A 23,509-nucleotide genomic window follows, 5' to 3' on the forward strand; every position below is an offset into this window, starting at 1 on the left:
GGGTGTATTCAGTGCTGGACCGTAATCACTCGCCCATAGAGGTGCCATGTTGCGTGGCCCAGAACCGGCAGCACGAACAGCAATCCTAAAAATGCGGGCAACATTGACAGCAACACCGTTACGATGACGAAAACGCCCCAGATGATCATGACAAACGGGGAAGCTAGAACGGCCCTGACGCTGGTTATCATCGCGGTGACGAAATCGACGTCGCGGTCCAGCAACAGCGGACAAGAGATGACTGTCAGCGTGTAAAGCACCAGCGAAATAACCGCTCCGACGGCGTGCCCGACAAGCAGAAACCACCAACCTGTTTCTGTGCTGAATACGGCTGCTACAAAGCCATCCAATGTCGCAAATCCCTTCGACCCGAAGAACACCACGAAGATTGTTCGCGCCTGATACATCCACACCCAAAAAACGAACAAAGTGACGAACGCCATCCAGCCCAACTCGCGACGGTGTTGGTCGACCATGACGAACAAAACGGTTGGCCAGCTAAGCGGCTGAGCGGACTGCAATCGTCGGCTCACCTCATACAGGCCTGTGGCGATGAACGGGCCGATCAGCGCGAAGCCGATCGTCAAAGGATACGTGACCCACACCACGTCTAAAATAAAGGCGAGCCAAACCAGAAGTGCGCCGCCAAGTGCGAAAAAGACGCCAAAGAAAATACCGTATTGAGGCGCTGCGCTGAAATCCTTCCAGCCTGCTTTGAGGGCGAGTTTCAGGTCTTCAACGGTCGCTGCATTTATAGCGATGGTCACCTGTTTCTGTTGCGGCACCTCTGTCATTGCACTTCGTTCTCATCGGTCAAAATGCGCTGGGCTGCGCCATCAAGATCGTCGAACTGTCCGCTTTTCAGGCTCCACACGAAGGCACAAAGGCCAAGGAACCCGAGTCCAAGTGCGATGGGAATGAGAAAGATAAGATGACTCATACTGGTGCCTCCGCCGGGTTTTGAGACGTCACGCCGGACGATATTTCGGTGGCCTGCGGAGCGGCGCTTCGAAAACCACCAAATGCTGCAAGTCGCATGCTGTTGGAGACCACAACTATGGAGGACAGCGACATAGCCAGCGCTGCCACCAAAGGCGTGACATGGCCAGCGACAGCGAGCGGCACAGCAATGCAATTGTAGATGAGAGCGATGGCAAAGTTTTGCCGCACAACGCGGCTTGAGGCTTTGGCCAGCCGCAATGCAAAAGGCACGGCGGATAAAGATGGGCGGGTGAAAATGAAGTCTGCGCTAGCTCGGCTGACGTCGATCGCACTGGCTGGTGCCATAGACACGTGGGCAGCCGCGAGCGACGGCGCATCGTTCAATCCATCACCCACCATCAACACTTTGGATGGCGCTTTTACACCTGCAATCTCGTCGATCTTGCCTTTGGGCGTGAGGCGCGCGAACCAACGATCAATGCCTGTTCGTGCAGCAATGTCGGCGACATTGGTCTTGTGATCGCCGGATAGAATCGCAGCGGCATAGCCGTGACCTTTGATAGCTTCCACCGCGTCGACTGCACCGGGCTTGAGATCGCTTTGCAGATCGAAAGCGATGAACTGGCCGTTTTCGATGGCAAATGCGGTTGCGCCCTCACCGGTATCTGGACCCGTGTTGTCGAGTTCCATGACCCATTCACGTCGCCCAAGCCTAACGCGTTTTTCGTTCCATACAGCGGTGATACCGATACCGGGAATTTCTTCTATCTCACTCAAATTTACCGCACCATTGTCTTCTAGTGACATGGCAACAGCGTTGGCGACCGGATGGCGTGATTGTGCTGCAAGGGCAAACAGAACGGTTTTTGAATCGCTTTCAAGATCAAGCGGACGGTCTAGGCGCAATCCTTCTTCGGTAAGCGTTCCTGTTTTATCGAAGAACACGGTATCGACTTCGGCCAAGCGCTCCAAAGCCGAACCATCGCGCATTAAAATGCCTTCGGAGAAGAGACGATTGGCAGCAACGACATGCGTGACTGGCACTGCCAAACCAAGCGCACAGGGGCATGTGATGATGAGCACCGCGATTGCGGCGACGAGAGATGACTTAACGTCGCCTGTTACCACCAACCAGCCAACGAATGTTATAAGCGCCAGCAGGTGAACCGCCGGTGCGTAGATGGTCGCCATACGATCAGCGACGCGCCGATAGCGGCCCTTGCTCGTCTCCGCTGCTTTCATCATTTCCATCACTTCGGCGATGAAGGAGGTGCGCGCAGTGCTGACGGCTTCGATCTCGATCATGGCTGACAGGTTCATCGTTCCGGCCTCGAACGTGTCACCAACCATCATGGAAACCGCGCCTGTTTCTCCTGTCACGATAGAGCGGTCTGCAGTCGATCTGCCGTCGAGAATTTTTGCATCCACGGGGAAGCGTTCGCCGGGGTAAAGACGCAACCGCATGCCCAGTTCCACAGCGTCCAATGGCATGTTGGTCGCGGTACCGTCTTTGCCAATCGCAAGGATCGAATTGGGAATGAGCCTCGCAAGACTTGCCACTCCGCTGGCTGCCCGTTGGCGCACGAGATGATCCAACGTCCTACCGACCAAGAGGAAAAACAGCAGCATGACGCCTGCGTCAAAGAAGGTTTCGCCACCACCGAACAGGGCCTCATAGAGGCTCATGAACAGCGACAGGAGCACCGCAAGAGAGATGGGTACATCCATGTTGAGCTGACGAGCAGCAAGCGCCTTACCTGCGGATGAGAAGAATGGTGAGCCGGCGTAAAAAATCGCTGGCACCGCAATCAGGCCCGACAAAAGCGCGAATAGTTTTGCAGTCTCGGCATCCGCACCGGACCAGACCGAGACCGACAACAGCATAATGTTTGCAGCTGCAAAACCCGCCACTGCAAGGCAAAGCAGCAAGTGCCTTCCTTGATCACGCATGGCTTTGTCAGCTTCGTTGTCTTCTACTGCCAGATGCCAATCGAAGCCGAGTTCCGTAACGCAGCGACCAGCTTCATCGCGGGCTTCGTCTCCCGCATCGCAGATGATTTCGAGCTGGCGTGTGGAGAGGTTGGCGCGCACCTGCTGGACTGATGACAGTTCCAACACGCCACTTTCCAACTTTCGGATACACCCCGCGCAATGCATGGCGGGTATGTGGAAGGTTACAAACTGCTGGGCAGATTGACCGGTGGAGGCGCTTCCGGCGGGCGTGTGTTCCAAAATTGGGGCAGCAGAACCGCAACAGGTCATGGCTCTATTCCACCCGGACCGAACCATCGTCTTTCACGAGCAAGCGAGCGTCACGGCGATAGCTTCCAGCGGCGGTTACCGCCTCGACCCGCAATGCCCAAAGACCTGCCGCAAGCTGGGCGGGCGCGGTGCACACACCTGTCGGGGCGCACGCGGCTTCTACCGTGCGGTCCTGTTGCTCAAAGACAGGACGACCAAGCCAGAGCACGAGTTTTTTCGGCATAACAGCATCACCACCGGCATCTTCAATCGCGATGCTGACGTTGCCGTCTGCAAACGTGAGTTGTGACCGGATACCCGTGTCAGCTTGCAGTTTTGCATCGGTCAACTGCGCGTTGAAATGCTGGCTGGCGACATAGGAATTCTTGACCACCAGCCCGGTCCAACTGCCTACGGCAAAGACTGCCATGGTGATGTTAACCGCGATGATGGTGCCGAAGAACGCAGCCAACGTGGCGAACATGTGCCAACCGGTGAAACGGGGGCGGGTATGCGTGTCGCTTGCCATACTCATTGAACTGCTTCCTTCATTTGAGGGCCTGTTGGGGCGCAACGAATTGGGTACCGGTTAGCGTCGCTTCCGCGCCGCGCATGGCGGTAATGCGAAATACGAATTCGCTGCGTTCGTCTTCAAGCTGGCCCGGTGGCACCGCGACGAAAACCTTCACGCCACGGATGCTGTCGGCATCGACTTCGACCAGCAAGCTTGCCTTCGGTTTGTTACCGCTGGAAGCCACCGTAAGCTGCGCCCCGGGAAGCCCTTCCGTCTCGACCCAGAACAAGCGGGTTTCGCCGCGCTTGTTCAAGATCTTGATCTCATAACCATTGCGTGTGGAGCCATCGCTTAACGTCACAAACAGCGGGTTGCGGTCGTGCAGGATATTGACATCCAGCGTGTCGCGCAGAGCCAACACGGTAAGCAGAGCAAGGCCAATAGAACCGAAGATCAGCGCATAGATGAAGGTGCGTGGACGCAGAATCGAATGCCAGCCGGTTAGCTTCACCGCATCGATCAATCGGCCTGTTGGCCCTCTCACCTTCTGCGGCTCGACACGCGGGTAGCCCTGCGCGCTGGTCAGTTCCTCAATGGTGCCATATGCCCCGGCGATCTGCATATTGTGAGTGTAATCTTCCAGGGTGCTGTAGGCGATCAAACCTTTTTCCAGCCCAAGTTTGTCCATCACGTTGTCGCAAGCATCGATGCACAGGGCGCAGGTGATGCACTCCATCTGCTGTCCGTCACGAATATCGATACCCATGGGGCAAACGGCAACGCAGGCGTTGCAATCGACACAATCACCGACCGGTACGCCTTCACGGCGTTGCCGCTTCATGTGCAGGGACCGGGGCTCACCGCGCCACGCATTGTAAGTAACAGTAAGAGAATGCTCGTCGAGCATGGCGGCCTGAATACGCGGCCACGGGCACATGTATGTGCAGACCTGTTCGCGCATGAGGCCGCCAAACACGTAGGTCGTGGCGGTCAGGATCGCGACAGTGATGTAGGCAATTGGCGGGGCCTGAAGCGTGAAGAGGTCAATCGCCAAGGTGGGCGCATCGGCAAAGTAGAAAATCCATGCACCGCCAGTAGCGATGCCGATCAAAAGCCAGACAGCATGTTTAGCCGTGCGTTTGGTGACTTTATCAGCGTTCCAAGGCGCGGCATCCAACTTGATACGTGCGTTACGGTCGCCTTCGAAAAAGCGCTCCACGACCAGGAATAGATCAACCCAAACCGTTTGCGGGCATGTGTAACCACACCAAGCGCGCCCCAAGATCGACGTGACGAGAAACAGTCCGATGCCTGCCATCACCAACAGGCCCGCAACATAGAAAAACTCGTGGGGCCATATTTCGATGAACAGAAAATAGAATCGACGGTTGGCCATATCGATCAGCACAGCCTGGTCAGGCGTGCCGGGGCCGCGATCCCAGCGCAACCAAGGCGTGACGTAATAAATGCCCAGCGTAACCAGCATGATCCACCACTTCAGCTTCCGGTAGAAACCTTCAGCCCGTTTCGGGTGGATCTTCTTGCGCGCCACATACAGCGACTGGTTGGCTTTCGAATTAACGGGTTCCGCATCGAAATTTTCGACGTCAGTGTCCGCAATCTTTCGGTCGTCGGGATGATCGACGGTGTCTAACATCTAGTCGGCAGGCGCTTCTTCGCCACCACCAAGGCTATGCACATAGATGGCGAGTTGCTTCACGTTTGCTTCACGCAGGCGGTCTATCCACGGCGGCATTGCACCGTGTTTTGGCTGCTGGATTTGTGCGCGTATGGTGGTGCGTGTGTTGCCGTAGAGCGAGATCGCATCAGTAAGATTAGGCGCACCGAGGTCACGATTGCCTTTGCCGTTTTCCTGATGGCAGGCCGTGCAGTTCTCGGCGAATATCACCGCGCCTTCCTCGGCCAGTGTTGCATCATGTTCCTGTCCGGACATGTTCAATACATATTCCGTGACCGCATTGATTTGCGGGCGGTCCAGAATTCCATCGGCACCGAAAGCCGGCATTTGCGAGAAACGGGCATCATCGTCTTCGTCATTGCGAACGCCATGGGCGATTGTTGTGTAGATCGCTTCCAGATCGCCGCCCCATAGCCAATCATCATCGTTGAGGTTCGGGTAGCCTGGGCCACCCTGTGCACCGGAGCCATGGCACTGCGAGCAATTCACTTTGTAGAGGGATGCACCGCCAGCAACTGCAAACCGAACAAGGTCCTGATTTTTGGCGATCTCTTCGATGTCCTGCTCGGCCAGCATCGCAACACGGTCACGGCGCGAAGCATCCGCTGCCGCCATTTCGATCTGCAATTCAGACCGGTTCGTCTTGCCCGAAATACCCATTGTGGAGCCTTCCAGCAGCGGAATTGCTGGATAATAAATGACGTAGCCGAGGGCGAAAACGCAGGTCGCATAGAACGTCCACAGCCACCAGCGCGGCATCGGATTGTCGAGTTCCTTAATGCCATCCCACTCGTGGCCGGTGGTCTCTACGCCGGTTTCTTCGTCGATATCTTTATTTTGATCAGACATCGTCACGATCCTCTTCAAACGGAATACGGGCGATGCGATCTGCGACCTCTTTTGAACCGGGGCGGAAGGTGAAAAACACCGCACCGATAAAAATGAGGAACAGGTAGATCAGGCCCCAGGAATCTGCGAATTCACGCATGAATGTGTAGTCCATCAGGCGCTCCTCACCGCAGGTTCTCGTTTTGCTTGTAGGCTTCCAGGTCGACGAGCGTGCCGAGCATCTGGAGATAGGCTACCAGTGCATCCATCTCCGTCAGGCGGGTCGGATCGCCGTCGAAATCACGGATGGAAATCTTGGCGTAACGCTCTTCCAGACCGCTGGTGTCGGCATCAGGATTGGCCTGCGCCCTCATGTCGGCGGCTGCGTTTTCGATCATCGCATCATCATAGGGCACGCCAACGCGGCGGTTCGCAACAAGATGTCCTGCGAACTGATCGGGCTTTAAATCAGCCTCTTTCAAAAACGAGTAACGCGGCATTATGCTTTCAGGAACCACCGCTTGCGGGTGGATAAGATGCTGGACGTGCCACTCATCGCTGTAGCGACCACCGACACGGGCAAGGTCCGGTCCGGTGCGCTTGGAACCCCACTGGAACGGATGGTCGTACATAGACTCCGCGGCCAGCGAGTAGTGTCCGTAACGCTCCACTTCGTCGCGGAACGGACGGATCATCTGGCTGTGACAAAGGTAACAACCTTCGCGCACATAGACGTTGCGACCAGCCAGTTCGAGTGGCGTATAGGGACGCATCCCCTCCACCTTTTCGATGGTGTTCTTGACGTAGAACAGCGGAACAATTTCCACGATACCACCCACCAGCACTGCCAGCAGGGAGCCGATGAATAGGAAGGAGACGTTCTTTTCGAGCTTCTTGTGTTTGTCGAAGAGTGCCATGTTCGCCTCCCTCTATTCCGCTGCGACGATTTTAGGCGCGACCGCGAGATTGCCACCCATGGGCACCTCGTCACGGACATCGCCGCGTATCGTGCGCCAGATGTTGTAGGTCATGATCAGAGCGCCAATCAGGTAGATAAGACCGCCGACCATGCGCATGACGTATTCAGGATGGATGGCTGAAACCGTCTCGATGAACGAGTTCACGAGGAAACCCTGATCGTCGTATTCGCGCCACATCAGGCCCTGGGTGATGCCGGCTACCCACATGACAGCAGCGTAAATGACGATGCCAATCGTAGCCAACCACAGATGCCAGTTCACCAGCCGCAGCGAATAAAGCCGTTCACGGTTCCACAGCTTCGGCACCAGATAGTAGAGCGCGCCGAAAGTGATCATTCCATTCCAGCCGAGTGCGCCGGAATGAACGTGACCGATGGTCCAGTCGGTGTAGTGCGACAGCGAGTTGATGGTTTTGATGGACATCATCGGACCTTCGAAGGTCGACATGCCGTAGAAGGCCAATGAGATCACGAACATACGGAGCACGGGGTCCGTGCGAAGCTTGTCCCAAGCGCCTTGCAGCGTCATCAGACCGTTTATCATGCCGCCCCATGAGGGCATCCACAGCATGATCGAGAACACCATGCCCAGCGTCTGCGCCCAGTCGGGCAACGCCGTGTAATGCAGGTGGTGAGGGCCAGCCCAGATGTAGAGGAAGATCAGCGACCAGAAGTGAACGATGGACAGTCGGTATGAGTAGATCGGGCGGTCAGCCTGCTTCGGCACGAAATAATACATCATGCCGAGGAAGCCTGCTGTAAGGAAGAAACCCACGGCATTGTGGCCGTACCACCATTGGGTCAGCGCATCCTGCACACCGGCAAAGGCAGAGTAACTTTTGGAGCCTGTTAACGACACGGGCATCGACAGATTGTTGACCAGATGCAGCATGGCCACGGTGATGATGAAGGCGAGAAAGAACCAGTTCGCAACATAGATATGCGGCTCCTTGCGCTTCACGATCGTGCCGAGAAAAACGACAAGATATGCAACCCACACAACGGTAAGCCAGATGTCGACATACCATTCGGGCTCAGCATATTCTTTCGACTGGGTGATACCCAACAGGTATCCGGTGGCCGCCATGACGATGAACAACTGGTAGCCCCAGAACACGAACCAGGCCGTGTTGCCGCCAAAAAGACGTGCCCGGCAGGTGCGCTGGACGATGTAGAACGAGGTGCAGATCAGCGCGTTGCCACCGAAGGCGAAGATGACCGCAGACGTGTGCAGAGGACGCAGCCGACCGAAGTTGAACCAGGGTTCAATGTTCAGCCACGGCCACGCGAGTTGCGAAGCAATGATGACACCGACAAGCAAACCCACAACGCCCCAAAATGTGGTGGCGAGCACACCGTAACGGATGACATCGTCCATGTAGCCGGAGGTGTCTTTTTGTACGGGCACCTGCCCGGCGGGCACGACTTCCATGCGTCGCATCATGATAATTGTCGACGCAGCCAGTACGAAAACCAGAACCCAGGCATGAGCCCTGAATAAATCGTCGGATGCAAAGCCTGCGCCTAATAGTGCGACAAACGTCGCCCCCCCTAGAAGGGCGGCTTCTTTTCCATTCTTCATCGATTTCCCTCTCAACGATGAGCCTGCCGGTGCGTCGACAGATTCATCAGTGAACCAGACGCTAGTGCGTTTTGTTGACGTAGATCAATAAAAACTTCTGCAACTGCGGTCATTATCTATTGGCGCAGCCCGATTCATACCGGGCCACCAATTTTGAAATGACGAGGAAGTTCAGATGCCTGACAGCAAAATCTCGATGGAAACTATGGCCCATCATGAGAGGCAAAAGAAATTATGTTTGCGCTTAGAAGCGGTCGCTGATGGGCTGCCAGGCGGGGTTAATTTCCAGGAATGTCTCGTATTAGCCCGCGATTTGTATCCAACAGTGAAGCAGGCTCACGAATTTGAAGAGACTCAATTCTTCCCACTTCTGGAACAGCGCGCTGGCCGCGAAAGTGTGGCAGAGGGCATTGAACGGTTGCGTTACGAACATTGGGAAGACGAAGATTACGCTGAAGAAATCAGCCAGACACTAGGCCTGCTTGGGCGTGGCGAACCTGTTGGAAGTGTTGACAAAGTTTCTTGGTTGCTGCGCGGATTCTTCAGTGGTGTACGTCGGCACATCGCCTATGAAACGGATCACTTTCTGCCGATGCTTGATGCAGAAGCAATGTCACAGGCACCGGCTTGATCGGCTAACCTGTTTCGACACAAGATGCCTTACGTAAATCGTTTATGCGGTAAATATGGGTCGTGTTGCGGTCCCGTACATTGGTTGATGCCGTGGCAGTCCGGCATTGGCGCAATTAGCCAGCACTTGCTGATCTTCTAACTGAGTGGTCTGGCTCATCATCACCCACGAGAAGTGATCGATGAGAGAAGACAGAACGGTCGCTACCGCACCAATGTCTGGCAGTATCGCGGTGTGAACACGCTGAAGGCTGGTCGTATGGACGAGCTCGCACCTCATCCCATTGTGAGGTGCCTGCCTATAGCGGGTTAACGTAACAATCTCACTGAAGGGATTGGATTGGGCCATGGAGCACGGTTCTCGTCGGATACAAAAATCATCAATTTGCTCTAGTGCTGCCAGACTGACGAGTTTTCTAACAGAGCTAACGAACGCTGGTTCTTGGGCTAAGTCCGAGTTGCGTTCGAAAATTTGGTCGGTTTTGTGCTCAAGAAAAATCACGCAAGCCGTGAAGGCTCGCGTGATTCAATGTCAGGTGAGACGTACGTCTTAACGCTCTAGCGCACCAATGCCGGAGAAACGGAACGCTTCTTTTTGCAGAGCGTCGAGTTCCTCTTTGGACATCTGATCATGAGCAACCGTAATGCGACCCAAGAAGACGAGCGGTAGATCTTTTTCACGACCTTCCAAATGCGCCTTGATCGCTTCTGCTGTAGCAGCGCCCACATCGTCACCCATTCTCATAGGCGTTGCATCAAGCTCGCCGCGACGGATCGCATCCAACTCAAGGCCTGTGCCACCCCAACCGGTTGAAAAGACCTCTTTGTGCTTGTCGACGGCAATCTGCGCCTCAACCGAACCCATGGACATTGCCGTGTTGGCGTTGTGGATCACCTTCGCTTCCGGATAGGCTTGCAGCATGAGCTGAGTGCCTTCGAAGCCGCCTTCGCGCTGGTACTCGCCGTAGTGTTCATAGACGACGTTCCAGTTGCCCTTTTCCTTCACGCAATCTTTGAAATCGCCCGAACGCTGATTGTCCGTAATGCCGGGGATACCGCGGTTCATGGCATAGGTTACGTCCTTGCCAAGACGTTCGACCATGTAGTCGCAGATTTTGATCGCACCATAAGCGGATGAGAAGTCGAACCAACCATCCGGCTGAGTTTTCAGATATTTGAGCGGCGTGTGAAACGCCCAGACAAATGTCTTGAGGTTCGGGTTGCTCGCCAGCTTGTCGATATTGTCAGCCTGCGTCGCAAGCTCGGATGGACCGAAGATGACAAAATCGTAGAGGTCTGCATCTTGATCTACTTGGCTGGCATATGTTGCCTGCAGTGAGTGTTCGACCTGACGTGAAGCGAACTCACGGGTCTCAAATTTGATGCCCAACTGCTCAAGTCGTTTTGTCATAGCGAGGTAGTTACGCGCCCAAAAATCGGACGTGTCAGCCGATGGATAGATCAACGCGATCTGCAACGGCTTTTCTTGCGTGCCCGTATATTTCGCAGCAGTGTCGCCTGTCGCATTTTGCAATGCTTCGAGCGCACCTTCCTTGTTCACTTCGCCCGGCAGAAAATGGTCACGATCGGCGAGGCCGGGCATTTCGCGCAACGGTAGTTCCTGTGCGTTTGTGGTGGCGAACGACGTAGCGGCAAGCGCTGTCGCGGCCAGCAGTAGAGTGAGTTTCTTCATGGTTTCCTCCCAGTTTGAAACGGCATTATTGCCATTGAAGTGATTGGCGGCTTTAGCCGCTCGGATTTGCATCGCCCCCCAACAGGAGGCTGATGATGGACAAGATAATCGCGGCACCTGCGATCAACGCGGTCATTTTTGCCAGCTTCTGATTGTCTGGATTTTTGAAAGTCGCGGAGAGACTTGCCGCACCGTCGCGATCTTTTTTCTGCAGCCATGTGTAGAGCGCCACAGAGAAAATGATGACGACGCCGGACGCGACTGATTGCCAGAAGAACTCGATACGCAACGTGACTAGCGCGTTGATCATCATGGAAAGCAACAGAACGCCTGCAAGCGACCCGACTATGGACGCGCGACCACCAAACAGCGATGTGCCACCGACGACGACCGCAGCGATAACGTGCAGATTGAAATACGGGGCGGACGTCGCCTGAATTGCGTTCAGCTTACCGGTCAGCATGATGCCTGCCAGTGCAGCCATCGCTCCCATCAAGACATAGGCATAGACGCGGTGACGATCGACCGCGATGCCGGTCATTTCGGAAGCTTCGGGATTGGAACCAATAGCAATCGTGTAGCGGCCAAAGTAGGTCGACTTGAGAAGCACGTAGCCGCCAACCAGCGTTATCAAGCCAATGACAACCGGTGTGGGCAGGAAGATGAGGGACTGCCCCCGGCCAATCTCCGTGATCATGTCTGGAAAACGCGCCAGCACGAGACCCTTAGCAATGACCAGTGCGAAACCGCGATACACAAGATCCATAGCTAGCGTGCCAATCAGATCCGGTACTTTAAACTTTGTGATGACAAGGCCGTTTATGAGCCCCATCAACGCACCAAGACACAAGGCGATCAGCGCAGCGGACCACGCTGGAAATCCATATTGCTTGATCAAAAATGCCATGATGATCGAGGAGAGCGCCGCGACCGAACCGATAGACAAATCAATCCCACGTTGGGTGATGACGAATGTCATGGCCATCGCCATGGGCATATAAAGTGCCGCATCCAGCAGAATTTGATTGAGGTTCGACAGGCGGAAATATCGGGCAGGTTCGACCACACCCATGAAAAGCAAAATCGCGAGGATCATGGCCATGGGGCCAAGAAAACTCACATAGGGGGCTGCCCGTTCAGACAGCGTTTGGGAGGAGGTATTTGTCGTGTTCATGGTGTCGTCCTCAAGCCGCTGTTTTAGTGCCGACAATCATGCCCAACACTTCTTCGTTGGTGGTTTCCGCTGTCTTCACGACACCGGCACACTGCCCACGCCGTTGAACGTGAATGCGGTCTGAAATTTCAAAGACATCATCGAGCGAATGGGAGATGACGATCACGGCCAATCCTTGCGTCTTGAGTGTCTTGATAAGATCCAGCGTGCGCGCTGTTTCCTGCGGACCAAGTGCGGCGGTGGGTTCGTCCATCACGAGAACGCGCAAATCGTCATGGCGAACGGCGCGGGCAATTGCCACGGCCTGCCGTTGACCGCCGGATAGGCTCTCAGTCGGCACATCCATGCTTTTCAGTTGAACGCCCAAACGGTCTTTCAAGACGCGAATGGCCTGTTCCTTCATCGTCTTGTTATCCAGCAGCTCGATGCCAGCGAAACTCTTTGTCAGTTCCGCTCCGAGAAAGAGATTTTCAGCTGGAGTGAGATGGTCGGCAATCGCAAGGTTTTGATAAACGGCGTCGATGCCGTTTTCGATGGCGTCGGAATGATTGCTCATTTCGAAGGGCTTTTGGTCGAGTTCAATCCGACCTTCGGTGGGCTGATAGACGCCGGTCAGGATCTTTATGAGCGTGGACTTGCCTGCGCCATTATCCCCGACAATCGCGAGCACTTCGCCTGGATAGGCCGCCAGATCGACGTCGTTGAGGGCGACTACACCGCCGAATTTCTTGACGATGCCATGCATCGAAATGATCGGATTTCCGTCACCCATATTCATGCCTCCAGTGTTCTCGAGAGAGATCAGCGGGCCGTCTTTGGCCCGCTGAGATTTCCAGTCGTGGCTTATTTGCCCCAGATTTTCGCATAGGCTTCGCGATAGCCGTTTTGCGGATCGAACTGGTTGCTGTCGCCAGAGGCTTTCAGGCCTTCTGCCGTCACCAGTGCTGGCGCTGTGATGTAGCCGGAGCAAGCCTCACCGGAGACGGCGCGGTTCAACTCGTCGACCAGCTGCCAGCCCTGAAGGTTAAGGGGCTCGGCCACCGTGATGGCCTGATACTGCGAACCCCGAATGCGCTGAAATGCGGCTTCGGAACCATCACCAGCAGAACCAGCTTTCGGTGCGCCTTCTCCGGGAATGCCCGCAGCGGCGAGGGCAGGGCCCATGAAGTCGAAATAGAGGTCGTTGATCGCAAGCGAATGCGTCCATGAAGCTCCGTATTTCTGCAAGAGTGACGTCGTAAGTGGACCCATACGAGTGGATGTGTCGGCGATAGGCGTGTCGACATATTCCAGCACCTTGCCGCCCATCTTCTCGATGGTTTCTTTGATGCGGTCGGCCTTGTCGATGGCGATCTGATATGTGGAGTCGGTGAAGATGATTGCACCAACATTGTCGCCCCCGTCCTTCATTGCCCATTCGGCAGCGGTTTCCGAAACTGCCATCGCATCGGTGGAGACATTGGCGAAAATACCACCGGGTGCGTCGCAACCGATTTTCGGACCGGAGTGCCAAGACACCATTGGGATTTTTGCAGTAACTACCGTTTCGAGGGCGGCTTGCTGCTCAAGAGCGTCGAAGCCGTTGATGATGATGCCGTCCGGTTGCAGCGCCATAGCTTGACCAAATGCGCCTGTGCGACCTTGAACGGAACCTGCGCCATCCAGGACACGGACGGTCCAGCCGATCTTAGCAGCGGCTTCTTCAACGCCATTGGTAACGCCCAGGATGCCACCGTTTTTCAGATCGGCTGCTAGCACGACAATGGTTTTGCCCTCCGCTGCCTTAGGACCGGATGTTGGACCATCGAATGCGACGTCCTGTGCCAGCGAGGGTGCTAGCCCCAGACCTACGATGGCCGAGGTGGCGAGTAAGGTCTTTATAAATGTACGTTTCAGCATGGTTTCCTCCCGAAGTGCTGCGTTACTTTTTGACAGCGCCTTTGCGGCGCTGTGCGTAGCCTGCAATGCCAATCGCTATGAGAAGCGTGACACCGTTGAACATCGGCTCGACCCAGAACGAGCCGCCGAATTGCTGAATTCCTGAAATGCCGATTGCGAGAATGGCGACGCCAATGATCGTGCCCCAGACATTCACCCGACCGGGTTTGATGGTGGTTGATCCGAGAAAAGCACCCACAAGCGCGGGCAACAGAAACTCAAGTCCGACGCTGGCCTGTCCGATGCGCAGTTTCGAAGCCAGGATCACGCCCGCCAGAGCGGTCAACAGACCAGACGTGACGAATGCGCCGATGACATATTTGCGTGTTGGAATGCCGTTCAGTTCTGCGGCGCGCTGGTTTGCACCGATCGAATAGAGGTAACGGCCGATTGGCGTGTATTCGAGGACCAGCCACATGGTTACGGTTATCGCCAACACATAGAAGCCTGTGATCGGTAGCCCGAAAACGAAGGTGCCATTGATGTCGTAGAAACCTTGCGGCAGCACTCCAACCATCTGGCGGCCACCGGTATGGGCCAATGCCAACGCGTAGAGAGCTGTGCCTGTGCCGAGCGTTGCGATGAATGAGTCGATCTTGGCAATTTCGACCAAGAGGCCGTTTAGGAAGCCGACTATACCGCCAAGAACCATGACGATCAGAACGGCCATTGGCCAAGGTATGCCGTATAAAGTCTGCAACGAAATCGCGAGAATGTGCCACAGCACGATGCCGTAGCCGACGGTCAGATCGATACGGCCCGCGGCCATGGGGACCATCGCTGCCAGGCTCAACATGGCGATGATCGCCTTATCGGAAATGATCGCGCGCAGGTTCAACATCGTTGGGAACGTGTTGGGCAGCAGAACGGAAAACAAAATCAGAAGAATGGCCGTTAAGATAACCAACCCGTAGGTCGGTGCGAGGCGGATAAGCTTACGCCCTAGCGAGAGTTCTCTCAGTTCGGCCTTGGTGGGCTCCAGTGCGTTGGACTCAATGGATTGCATGGTGATCTTCTTTTTGAGGCGACTGAGTTGTTTCGCTTGCAGAGGCTGCTTGAATCAGCGTCTCCGTCGAGAGGCTGACACCCTGAATTTCGTCGACGACCTGACCGCGGCTGAACACGATGGCGCGGTGGCAAATGTTGGCGACTTCTTCAAAATCGGTAGACACGACAAGCACGCCCATACCGCGAGACAGTGCTTCAAACAGTAGGGTGTAGATCTCTGCTTTCGCGCCAACATCAACGCCCGCCGTCGGGTCTTCGGCAATCAGTAGTTTACGGTCGGTAGCCAGCCATCTGCCCACGACAACTTTTTGCTGGTTGCCGCCTGATAGGGCTTCGATTGCCAAGGTAGGATCGTTTGGTGACAGCCCAAGTTCCCGCCCCATCTTGATTGCAGAACGATCTTCGGCACCCACAGACATGAAGGAAAGAGGCGAACGCCCCGTGGCTTCAGGATTGATGTAAGCGTTCTCGCGAATGCTCAGGGCAGGCGCGATGGACTCGACAACCCTATCGCGGGCCACAAGCCCGATACCGGACTTCATAGCCGCTCTTGGCGACGAAAGATCGGGACACTTACCGTCCAGCGTCACTTGGCCTGTATGGGGGCGCTCGCCGAAAAGGCATCTGCCAACCTCTTCGTGTCCGGCGCCCCGTAAACCGACAAGCCCAACAACTTCACCCTGCTTGATATCGAAATCGACAGGGCCCACATCGCCAGATTGCAAATAGGAGACCGAAAGCATCGTTTTGCCTTCATCGGCATTGGGTCGAGCAATTTCGCGTGTCTTACGCCCAACAATCAGACTAACAAGTTCTTCGGGGGTGGTGTGCTCCACATCACGAACACCGACCAACATACCGTCACGCAGAACCGACACACGGTCTGCAATCTTGAAAATTTCATCCAGTCGATGGCTGACATAGATCATGCCGACACCCTTTTCGCGCAACGGGCGCAAGGCGGCAAAAAGCTTCTCGACCTCGTTTGCCGGAAGGCTTGCAGTGGGCTCGTCGAGAACAAGATAATCGCAATCTACGGCTAAGGCGCGGGCAATGGCGACGAGTGATTTTTCGGTGCGCGAAAGATCAGAAACGCGAGTGGTGGGGTCGAAGTCGCATGACACCCGAGCGAGTGCTTCTTCGGCGCGCCGGTTGACCTCTGCCCAGTTGATCAGTCCAAATTTACGGGGGAAGCCCTGCGCTAGAGCCATGTTTTCAGCAACGCTCATCCATTCGATGAGGCCCAGATCCTGGTGGATGAAAGCAACCGCCTGGCTGTGGCTAACGCTGCCTGGTTTGTGTGTGTAGGCGACGCCGTCAATTTTCACTTGGCCAGAATCTGGCGTGTGAATGCCACCGAGTACTTTGATGAGGGTGGATTTCCCCGCGCCATTCTCGCCAAGCAAGGCAACAATCTCACCGCGCGCCACATGCATGGAAACACCACCCAGAGCCTGAGTGCCGCCAAAGGTCTTGACGATATTGTCGAAGAACAATCCTGTTTGACCCGGATTCATTCTTGCCCCTCCCAAAGCAAACCGGTTGCGCAGATGCACGTTACCGGTAACGCAATAGGTTCTTTGTTTTGCATAGAGTCAAGAGAAATGTTACCGGTAACGTATCAACCGCAAGGGCAAGCGTATGACTGCAAAGCACGATAAACGTTCAAACGTGAACCTTGCGGAGGTCGCCGAAGCGGCTGGCGTTTCTAAAATGACGGCCTCACGTGTTATGAGAAATGTGTCAGGCTTTTCGGAAGACACCCGTGAGAAAGTTCTGCGCGAGGCCTCGCGATTGGGCTACGTGCCGAACCGTATTGCCGCAGCTTTTGGTTCGGAACAAACGTCGAGCATTATCGGTGTGAGCGTCCCATACCTCTCAAGCAATCTCTTTGGCGCGGTGCTGGACAGCACCAATGACGCTCTGGCGAAACTTGGGTATCAAACGATGATCGGCGCCCATGAGAATTCTGCGCAGACGGAAGAAGTCTGGATTCGAAACATTCTGTCATGGCGTCCGGCCGGTCTCATATTGAGCGGGCATACACACACCAAAAATACGCGAGAGTTGTTGAAGGCGCATGGTGTTCCCGTCGCTGAAATCTGGAACCTGAACACCAGTCCAATAGATATGTCCGTGGGCTTCAACCACTTCGATAGTGGTCAGGAGATGGGCCTCTATATTCTTAGTAAGGGTTATAGGCGGATCGGCTATGTCGGTGCGGAAGCTGCGGCTCCTGGCCTGGGTACATTGCGCCGCAAGGGATTCCTCTCGGCCCTTGCTGGCGCTGGCATTCAATGTGCGAGCGAGGAAATTCTCAATGATCGGGCGGGTTTCTACGCTGGTTTCTATGGCACGGAGAATATCCTTGCCCGCGATCAGAACCTCGACGCGATCTATTATCAGGATGATGCGATGGCAATCGGTGGAATTTTCTATTGCCAAGCCCAAGGTATGAATGTGCCCGGAGACATCGGAATTGCAGGTTGGGGCAGTATGGAAGCGGCGTCGATATTACCTCAACGCCTGACCACCACGGTTGTTAGTACGCAGGCACTTGGGAAAACTGCAGCAGAAGCTTTGATAGCCCGCATTCGGGGGGAGGCTGTAGAAGATGTTACGATCACACCAACGCGCCTTGTTCCTGGAAACACCATATGAAATTTGGCGAACTCGTTCCAATGAGCGGAACCCGCTTGTAGGAATGTCGGTACTCGCGGGACACTCTCTGTTTAACCGCCAATCCCGAAGTAGCATGCCAATCGCACGCCGATCGAGATCGAGGAGAAGGTTCTTCACCTGCGCAAGACGTATCATCTCGGCCCGATGCGGATCGTTTGGTACCTGGCACGCCACCACGATATCAAGATCTCGGACGCGACCGTGTCGCGCATTCTCAAGCGTCACGGCGTCAATCGACTACCTCGCGGTACCCGTCTTCGAAAGGTCCACACCAAGCGCTACAACCAGCAGATTCCTGAATGCTCCAAGGGGCCACCATATCTAAATGGACGTGAAGGCTCTCGCGTTTAGAGATGATGAGGGAAAGAAGGTTCGGCGCTTCCAGTTCACTGCCATCGACTTCGTCGATCACATCATTGAGAAGTTTCCGTTCCGCATCAAAGAAATTAGAACCGAGCACTAGGGATCAATTCCCCTGAAGGGCGGGCATGAGTTCTAGGCAAAGTTCCCCGATATCAAGGGAGGCACGTCGAGGATCAGGGTATTCGTCACGCCCACATCCGACGCGGTACGCAACAGTTGAACGGCAAGGTCGAGCGATCCACCGATCAGACGAGCAGGAGTTCCACCAGCTCCTCAGCTACAAAGGCGACGTCTATCTGGAGGCCAAACTCGAAGAGTGGGAGCGCTTCTCCATCGGGAGACCACACGGCGCACTCAATGGAAAAACGCCTTACGAAGCGCTCCGAGTGAAGCTATCATAAACGCAGAAAACGTACCCACGAGTGCCTACAGCTTACAAGTCCATCAATCGGGCGCACAAGCGCGGATCGGGTAGTGTGCACATCTGCTTGCGCCCGATTATGCCGTAATGATTGCGGGCAACATGCGCCTTGACTTCATTTTGTGCTATTTGCAGACCGTGACGTATTGGAGTCGGTTCACACGTGCACCGGTTTTGTAGATCGATTTTATCGATTTCAACGCTGGCATTAATCGCCCCAACTTTTTGAACGGACCGTAATTTTTGGGTGCACAGATATTGGCAGCTGCATGGTCTGGTTATTGTACATTTATCAAAACAAGCCGTAACGAATTGCCATAGCCTTTTCGAGAGACGAGTACATTGGCAGAGAAGGACCCACACTCTCGCAGTCTATTGCTGCTGCTTACGTCTGCCTTTGCGCTGAACCACCTCGACCGGCATATTTTGAATATTACGCTCAATGACATTGGGCTTGAGTTCCAACTGTCCGACTTGCAGTTGGGCACTCTGTCCGGATTTGCCTTTGCAATAGTGTACGTGGTTCTGGGGTTTCCGGTGGCAAAGCTCTCTCGGCCCGGGCGTCGAAAGCTAATAGTCACGTCTGCTTTGGGCATTTGGAGTGTGATGACGTTGCTGGTGGGTGCCAGCGCAAATTACCTACAGATTTTCCTTGCCCGTGTGGGCGTTGGCATCGGAGAAGCCGGTTTCGTGCCGCCATCACATTCTATGATTGCGGATGCCTACGAGAAAGACAGGCGCGCATCGGCAATTGCCTTTTTCTCTGCTGGTGCAAATGTCGGGATATTTCTTTCCTTCATAATTGGAGGGTTTGTCGCCGGGCATTATGGTTGGCGGGCCGCGTTTTTAGTGGCGGGCTTACCCGGTCTGTTCTTAATGGTGGTGATGCTCCTAAAACTCAAAGAGCCCAAGACTGCGATCAATGCAGAAAACAGGAAATTCGACCAGACGGAAATTGACAGCTACCGGATCGTTTTGAAAAAGCTGCTTGAATTGCGTAGCACCCGTCATGTGCTCGTCGCGGCGACACTGACTTCCGTTGTTGGGTATGGGGCAATTGCTTGGATTGCCGTATTTCTAACTAGAATACACGAACTGCCTTTGCCGCAAACCGGACTTTACCTTGCGATAGTAGTGGGTTTGGCGGGAGCGATTGGCACATGGCTGGGCGGAAAATTCTCAGACAAACTTGGGAAAACACGATCAGATTGGCGGTTGAAGTTCGTTGCGATAACGATATTGATTGCGAAGCCTTTGGCCATTCTGTTCTATCTCAACGAACATTTAGCTATGGCGCTCACATTGTTTGTCATACCCGCAGCGACAGGGTCGATCTTTATTGGCCCAACATTTGCTCATGCCTACGCCCGCGTTTTGCCCCACCAGCGGGCGCAGGTTACGGCTCTGTTGATGTTTACGTTAAATCTCGTGGGGTTGGGGGTTGGTCCAATTTTGATTGGCTTTATCAGTGACACTCTATCTGCGTCTTACGGGGCAGATTCGTTGCGTTATGCGCTTATTGCCATCCAGCTTGCTGGGCTTTGGGCCGCCGTTCACTTTTGGCTCGCCGGGCGGGCGGTGTTGGTGGAAGAAGACAAATCGGTCTCAGAAACCAAAGAAGCCTGAAGAACTAATCTTCCTGTCTGCTAAACTCGGATCTTATTGTGTCCCGCAGCCAGATATCGCCCTTATCTAGCGTGGTACGTTGGTGCCATACCAGTTGGAACTGTTGGTTGCTGAGCGGTGAGGGAAAATCAACAATCCGCAAATTGAGCTGAGTGGCCAGATGCTCGGCGTAGAGCCTCGGCACCAATCCAACCAAATCAGTTGATGCGACAATTGAAGGAATGGAGCTTACTTTGTGTACTCTACAAGCCGCTTTTTGTTGCAACCGTTGCCATAGAGTTATCTTTTCCGAATTAGCCAGTTTGCCTGGCTCCACATTGAGTGTCACGAAACGCTCGCCGGCGATTTCTTGAGGCGTAAGTTTGTCGCCAACGATCCGTGGATGCCCAACACGAACAATCAGAACGAGATCGACCAAGGTAAGAGCCTCGCAAACCAGTTCAGGCCGTCGAGCAGGCAGCAAAAATACAGCAAGGTCTGCTTTATCCGATTGCAAGGCATCTTCAATGTTCATGAATTGAGGCGGCAACAGCTCGAATGAGATGTTTGAACCGCGAGGCAGGCTGTTCAAAAGGGCAGGCATCACCTTTTGTTCCAACGGGTCGGCAACAATTAGTCTAAATTGCCGTTTGGAAGTTGCCGGATCGAAATCGTCCTGATTGCCGATGCTCCGCGTAATTGCCTGAAGCGCTTCCCGGATTGGGTCGATCATTGTCACCGCGCGGGACGTGGGTACAACACCATTCCCCTCGCGTACAAATAACGGATCATCAATCTGTTTTCTTAGGCGGGTAAGGGCGTTTGAAACTGCAGGTTGGCTAAGTTCCAACTGTCGGGCGGCGTGCGAAATATTACCAGTCGAATAGATCGCTTCAAAGACGAACAAGAGATTTAGATCAAGATCACGGATATTCACGACACCACCTCAAGTTATTCATTTTATGAATTACCTCGGCGCAAAGCCGGATAAACCCCGAATAGAGATAGCGCCTCTAAACAGAAATTTACAATTGGATAAATCTTGATGTTAAAAAAAACTGAATAGCCAGTTGTGTTTAGGCTATTTTATAAGAATTTCTTTCTGCCAACGAATGCCTATTCATACAATCAATAACTGCCATTCATAGTGCTGGCTATCCGCTGCGCTGTTTCGCTGCTTGTTACGAGTCACAAAAGGTGACGCGCAATTCTTGCCACAAGATTGGTGAGAGAAAACGCGCAGCAGTCGGGATTGTTGGTGATGGTTTTGCGTTTTATGGGTTGGAGCCGGGTGAAGCACCCTGGATCGTTTGCAGCGCTAATGCTCCTACTTGTGTCACTTGTAAGCGTGTTGGCTGGAACGCAGCAATCTCAAGCACAGACATTTTCGTGTCCCGATTTTACGATTAGCTCCGGCGCAAAGTACATTAGCTTTACGCCGCAAAGTTGTAATGCATCTGGAGCGCCAAATCTTTCATTCCGTCTAACCACATTCAGTACAGCCTTGGGCATGACCCAAAGGCATTTAAACTCTATTAGAACAGCATCACTAAGCGGTCCATGTACTACTAATTCACTGGGTGTGCGCTACGATGGCACGCCCGGCAGCGGCGTCTTTTGCTCAGGCGCATTTTTCTTCAATGCAGATAATGTTCGTTATTCGATGTCGTTGGATTTCACCGCTTTGGTTGGCGGCGGGTACGACGTTCGCAATATCGAGCTACACTCTCTGTTCTCCACCGTCACTGCACCCGTAAGTTATGCGCCAGCGACGCCATTTACGGTCAGTTTTGATTTTGAACATGCTGTTACCGGTTTTTCGTCAACCGACGTAAGTGTCACGAATGGAACGATCAGCGGACTTTCCGGTTCGGGTTCGTCTTATTCCGCGACGATAACACCAAATAGCACAAACAATACGATCGCCGTTCAAATTCAGGCAAATAGCGTTACAGACCCGTTCGGTGGACAAAACGCAAAATCAGCGATCAAGTATGTTCAGGCTCCCATGCCAGGTGAAATTGAGGTGCGTGGAAACGGCACCGTCATTGTTGATGGTGACACGTCGCCCAACAGTTCCGATCATACCGACTTTGGCAATGTTGATATCGGTTCCGGGCTGGTTACACGCATCTATACGATCCGCAATATAGGCAGCGGCAACCTATTTTTGGGGCCTAACGCTGTTACGACCGTAAAAAACTATGCTGGCATACCCGTCCATCGGATTACCCAACAGCCTGCAGAAACAGTACCATCAGGCGGCTCAACTCAATTCGCTATCAGGTATGATCCATTCACGGCTGGCGCCCATAATTTTTCGGTTTCCATCAAAAACGATGACCCCGATGAGACCCCCTATAACTTTGCACTAAGAGGCACCGGAGTTAAAACCCCGAGGATGGATGTACTCGGAAACGGTGTTTCGATCTCGAACAACGACCTTAGCCCACAAGTCGCCGACGGCACAGATTTTGAGAGGGTTCAGTTCGGAGGTGGTTCAAAGAACCATACATTTACAGTTACCAATACGGGTACGGGTTCGCTCGACCTCAGGTACTCTTCGCAAAACCCTGTTATTTCCGGCCCCAATGCCAGCGAGTTTTCGGTAACCGGTCTGTCGGGCACAGGTAGAATTCTTAGTCCTAACGAGACAACAACAATTACCGCCTCATTTACTCCCGCCTCGGCTGGGTTAAAAAGGGCGACAATTACATTTAACAGCGACTTTCCGACAAATGGAGAGACTCCATATGCTTTCGCGATCCGAGGTATCGGAGCCAATCTGTCGGAAATTGATGTCACAGGCGCCGGGCAAGGTATTCCCGATGGCAGTGCCTCTGTAAGTGTAGGAAATCACACAGACTTTGGGTCTATTGCTGCTGCTTCTGGCATAGTTACCCGTACCTTCACAATCGAAAATATAGGTGCAGCAACTCTGAGGCTTGGTGCCAATGCAGCCTCGCTTTCGGGCGCAAATTCAAGCGATTATTCAATAATCACACAGCCATCATCAATCATTGCAGCCGGAGCCAGTTCAACTGTTGTGGTTCAGTTTGATCCGTCTACCGTAGGGACTAAGGCAGCAACGCTTAACATCAATTCCGATGACGCGGACGAGTCTCCCTACGACTTTGCGATTGCTGGCACAGCCACGAACACAGTCGCGACTGCGAATGCCGGTCCTGATGCATCGGTTGCTTCTGCAGC

General features: G+C 54.0%; 20 protein-coding genes and 1 pseudogene. 5 read left to right on the plus strand and 16 right to left on the minus strand.

Annotated features, from left to right (window positions below; all coding sequences use genetic code 11):
- Positions 1–8: 8 nt before the first annotated feature.
- From R2A130_RS08035 to ccoN, 9 genes are read right to left on the minus strand one after another with little or no spacing between them, the layout of a single operon-like run.
- Entirely contained in the window at positions 9–794 is a 786-nt protein-coding gene (locus R2A130_RS08035) for a DUF2189 domain-containing protein (protein ID WP_009464547.1), read from the minus strand.
- Entirely contained in the window at positions 791–940 is a 150-nt protein-coding gene (gene ccoS / locus R2A130_RS08040; RefSeq protein ID WP_009464548.1) for a cbb3-type cytochrome oxidase assembly protein CcoS, read from the minus strand. The genes R2A130_RS08035 and ccoS overlap by 4 nt, the downstream gene beginning before the upstream one ends.
- Positions 937–3,204 (minus strand): heavy metal translocating P-type ATPase, encoded by a 2,268-nt coding sequence (locus R2A130_RS08045; RefSeq protein ID WP_009464549.1) that lies wholly within the window; start codon positions 3,202–3,204, stop codon positions 937–939. Before R2A130_RS08045 ends, ccoS begins: the two co-directional genes overlap by 4 nt.
- A 4-nt stretch (positions 3,205–3,208) precedes the next feature.
- The gene (locus tag R2A130_RS08050; protein WP_083804236.1) at positions 3,209–3,718 is read right to left on the minus strand and encodes a FixH family protein; all 510 of its coding nucleotides are present in this window, start codon (positions 3,716–3,718) and stop codon (positions 3,209–3,211) included.
- Between the two features lie 13 nt (positions 3,719–3,731).
- Positions 3,732–5,354, minus strand: a complete 1,623-nt coding sequence (gene ccoG, locus R2A130_RS08055; RefSeq protein ID WP_009464551.1) for a cytochrome c oxidase accessory protein CcoG — start codon at positions 5,352–5,354, stop codon at positions 3,732–3,734.
- Positions 5,355–6,245, minus strand: coding sequence for a cytochrome-c oxidase, cbb3-type subunit III (gene ccoP / locus R2A130_RS08060; RefSeq protein WP_009464552.1), 891 nt, complete (start codon positions 6,243–6,245; stop codon positions 5,355–5,357).
- Positions 6,238–6,399 carry a CcoQ/FixQ family Cbb3-type cytochrome c oxidase assembly chaperone gene (locus R2A130_RS08065; protein ID WP_009464553.1) on the minus strand — a complete coding sequence of 54 codons (162 nt, stop codon included), beginning with the start codon at positions 6,397–6,399 and terminating at the stop codon, positions 6,238–6,240. The genes ccoP and R2A130_RS08065 overlap by 8 nt, the downstream gene beginning before the upstream one ends.
- Before the next feature lie 10 nt (positions 6,400–6,409).
- Positions 6,410–7,141, minus strand: coding sequence for a cytochrome-c oxidase, cbb3-type subunit II (gene ccoO / locus R2A130_RS08070; protein ID WP_009464554.1), 732 nt, complete (start codon positions 7,139–7,141; stop codon positions 6,410–6,412).
- Between the two features lie 12 nt (positions 7,142–7,153).
- Entirely contained in the window at positions 7,154–8,785 is a 1,632-nt protein-coding gene (gene ccoN / locus R2A130_RS08075) for a cytochrome-c oxidase, cbb3-type subunit I (RefSeq protein WP_009464555.1), read from the minus strand.
- 175 nt (positions 8,786–8,960) lie between these two features.
- Between ccoN and R2A130_RS08080 the strand changes: the two genes are divergently transcribed.
- A complete protein-coding gene (locus tag R2A130_RS08080) occupies positions 8,961–9,416 on the plus strand; it encodes a hemerythrin domain-containing protein (RefSeq protein WP_050786097.1) in 456 nt (151 codons plus the stop codon).
- A gap of 549 nt (positions 9,417–9,965) precedes the next feature.
- Here the strand turns inward: R2A130_RS08080 and R2A130_RS08090 are convergent.
- The 6 genes from R2A130_RS08090 to R2A130_RS08115 form a co-directional block, all read right to left on the minus strand.
- Positions 9,966–11,108 (minus strand): substrate-binding domain-containing protein, encoded by a 1,143-nt coding sequence (locus R2A130_RS08090; protein ID WP_009464558.1) that lies wholly within the window; start codon positions 11,106–11,108, stop codon positions 9,966–9,968.
- A gap of 52 nt (positions 11,109–11,160) precedes the next feature.
- Positions 11,161–12,282: an ABC transporter permease gene (locus tag R2A130_RS08095; protein ID WP_009464559.1), complete on the minus strand. Its 1,122-nt coding sequence runs from the start codon at positions 12,280–12,282 to the stop codon at positions 11,161–11,163.
- A 10-nt stretch (positions 12,283–12,292) separates the two neighbouring features.
- Positions 12,293–13,054: an ATP-binding cassette domain-containing protein gene (locus R2A130_RS08100; RefSeq protein ID WP_009464560.1), complete on the minus strand. Its 762-nt coding sequence runs from the start codon at positions 13,052–13,054 to the stop codon at positions 12,293–12,295.
- 71 nt (positions 13,055–13,125) lie between these two features.
- The gene (locus tag R2A130_RS08105; protein WP_009464561.1) at positions 13,126–14,181 is read right to left on the minus strand and encodes a substrate-binding domain-containing protein; all 1,056 of its coding nucleotides are present in this window, start codon (positions 14,179–14,181) and stop codon (positions 13,126–13,128) included.
- A 22-nt stretch (positions 14,182–14,203) separates the two neighbouring features.
- Entirely contained in the window at positions 14,204–15,226 is a 1,023-nt protein-coding gene (locus R2A130_RS08110) for an ABC transporter permease (protein WP_009464562.1), read from the minus strand.
- Positions 15,213–16,745 (minus strand): sugar ABC transporter ATP-binding protein, encoded by a 1,533-nt coding sequence (locus R2A130_RS08115; RefSeq protein ID WP_009464563.1) that lies wholly within the window; start codon positions 16,743–16,745, stop codon positions 15,213–15,215. Before R2A130_RS08115 ends, R2A130_RS08110 begins: the two co-directional genes overlap by 14 nt.
- A gap of 124 nt (positions 16,746–16,869) precedes the next feature.
- Between R2A130_RS08115 and R2A130_RS08120 the strand changes: the two genes are divergently transcribed.
- The 3 genes and pseudogenes from R2A130_RS08120 (at position 16,870) to R2A130_RS08130 (ending at position 20,320) form a co-directional block, all read left to right on the plus strand.
- On the plus strand, positions 16,870–17,889 hold the full coding sequence (locus R2A130_RS08120; protein WP_009464564.1) for a LacI family DNA-binding transcriptional regulator: 1,020 nt from the start codon (positions 16,870–16,872) through the stop codon (positions 17,887–17,889).
- Between the two features lie 93 nt (positions 17,890–17,982).
- Positions 17,983–18,674, plus strand: a pseudogene (locus R2A130_RS18090) (integrase core domain-containing protein); the annotation flags it as partial.
- A 362-nt stretch (positions 18,675–19,036) separates the two neighbouring features.
- Positions 19,037–20,320: an MFS transporter gene (locus R2A130_RS08130; RefSeq protein ID WP_009464566.1), complete on the plus strand. Its 1,284-nt coding sequence runs from the start codon at positions 19,037–19,039 to the stop codon at positions 20,318–20,320.
- A gap of 4 nt (positions 20,321–20,324) precedes the next feature.
- On the opposite strand, the gene R2A130_RS08135 is transcribed toward R2A130_RS08130, so the two are convergent.
- On the minus strand, positions 20,325–21,236 hold the full coding sequence (locus R2A130_RS08135; protein ID WP_009464567.1) for a LysR substrate-binding domain-containing protein: 912 nt from the start codon (positions 21,234–21,236) through the stop codon (positions 20,325–20,327).
- A 324-nt stretch (positions 21,237–21,560) separates the two neighbouring features.
- On the opposite strand from R2A130_RS08135, the gene R2A130_RS08140 reads away from it, so the two are divergent.
- Positions 21,561–23,509: choice-of-anchor D domain-containing protein (locus R2A130_RS08140; protein WP_009464568.1), on the plus strand; the 1,949-nt coding region annotated here is incomplete at its 3' end.

Source organism: Ahrensia sp. R2A130 (assembly GCF_000179775.1).
Taxonomy (GTDB): domain Bacteria; phylum Pseudomonadota; class Alphaproteobacteria; order Rhizobiales; family Rhizobiaceae; genus Pseudahrensia.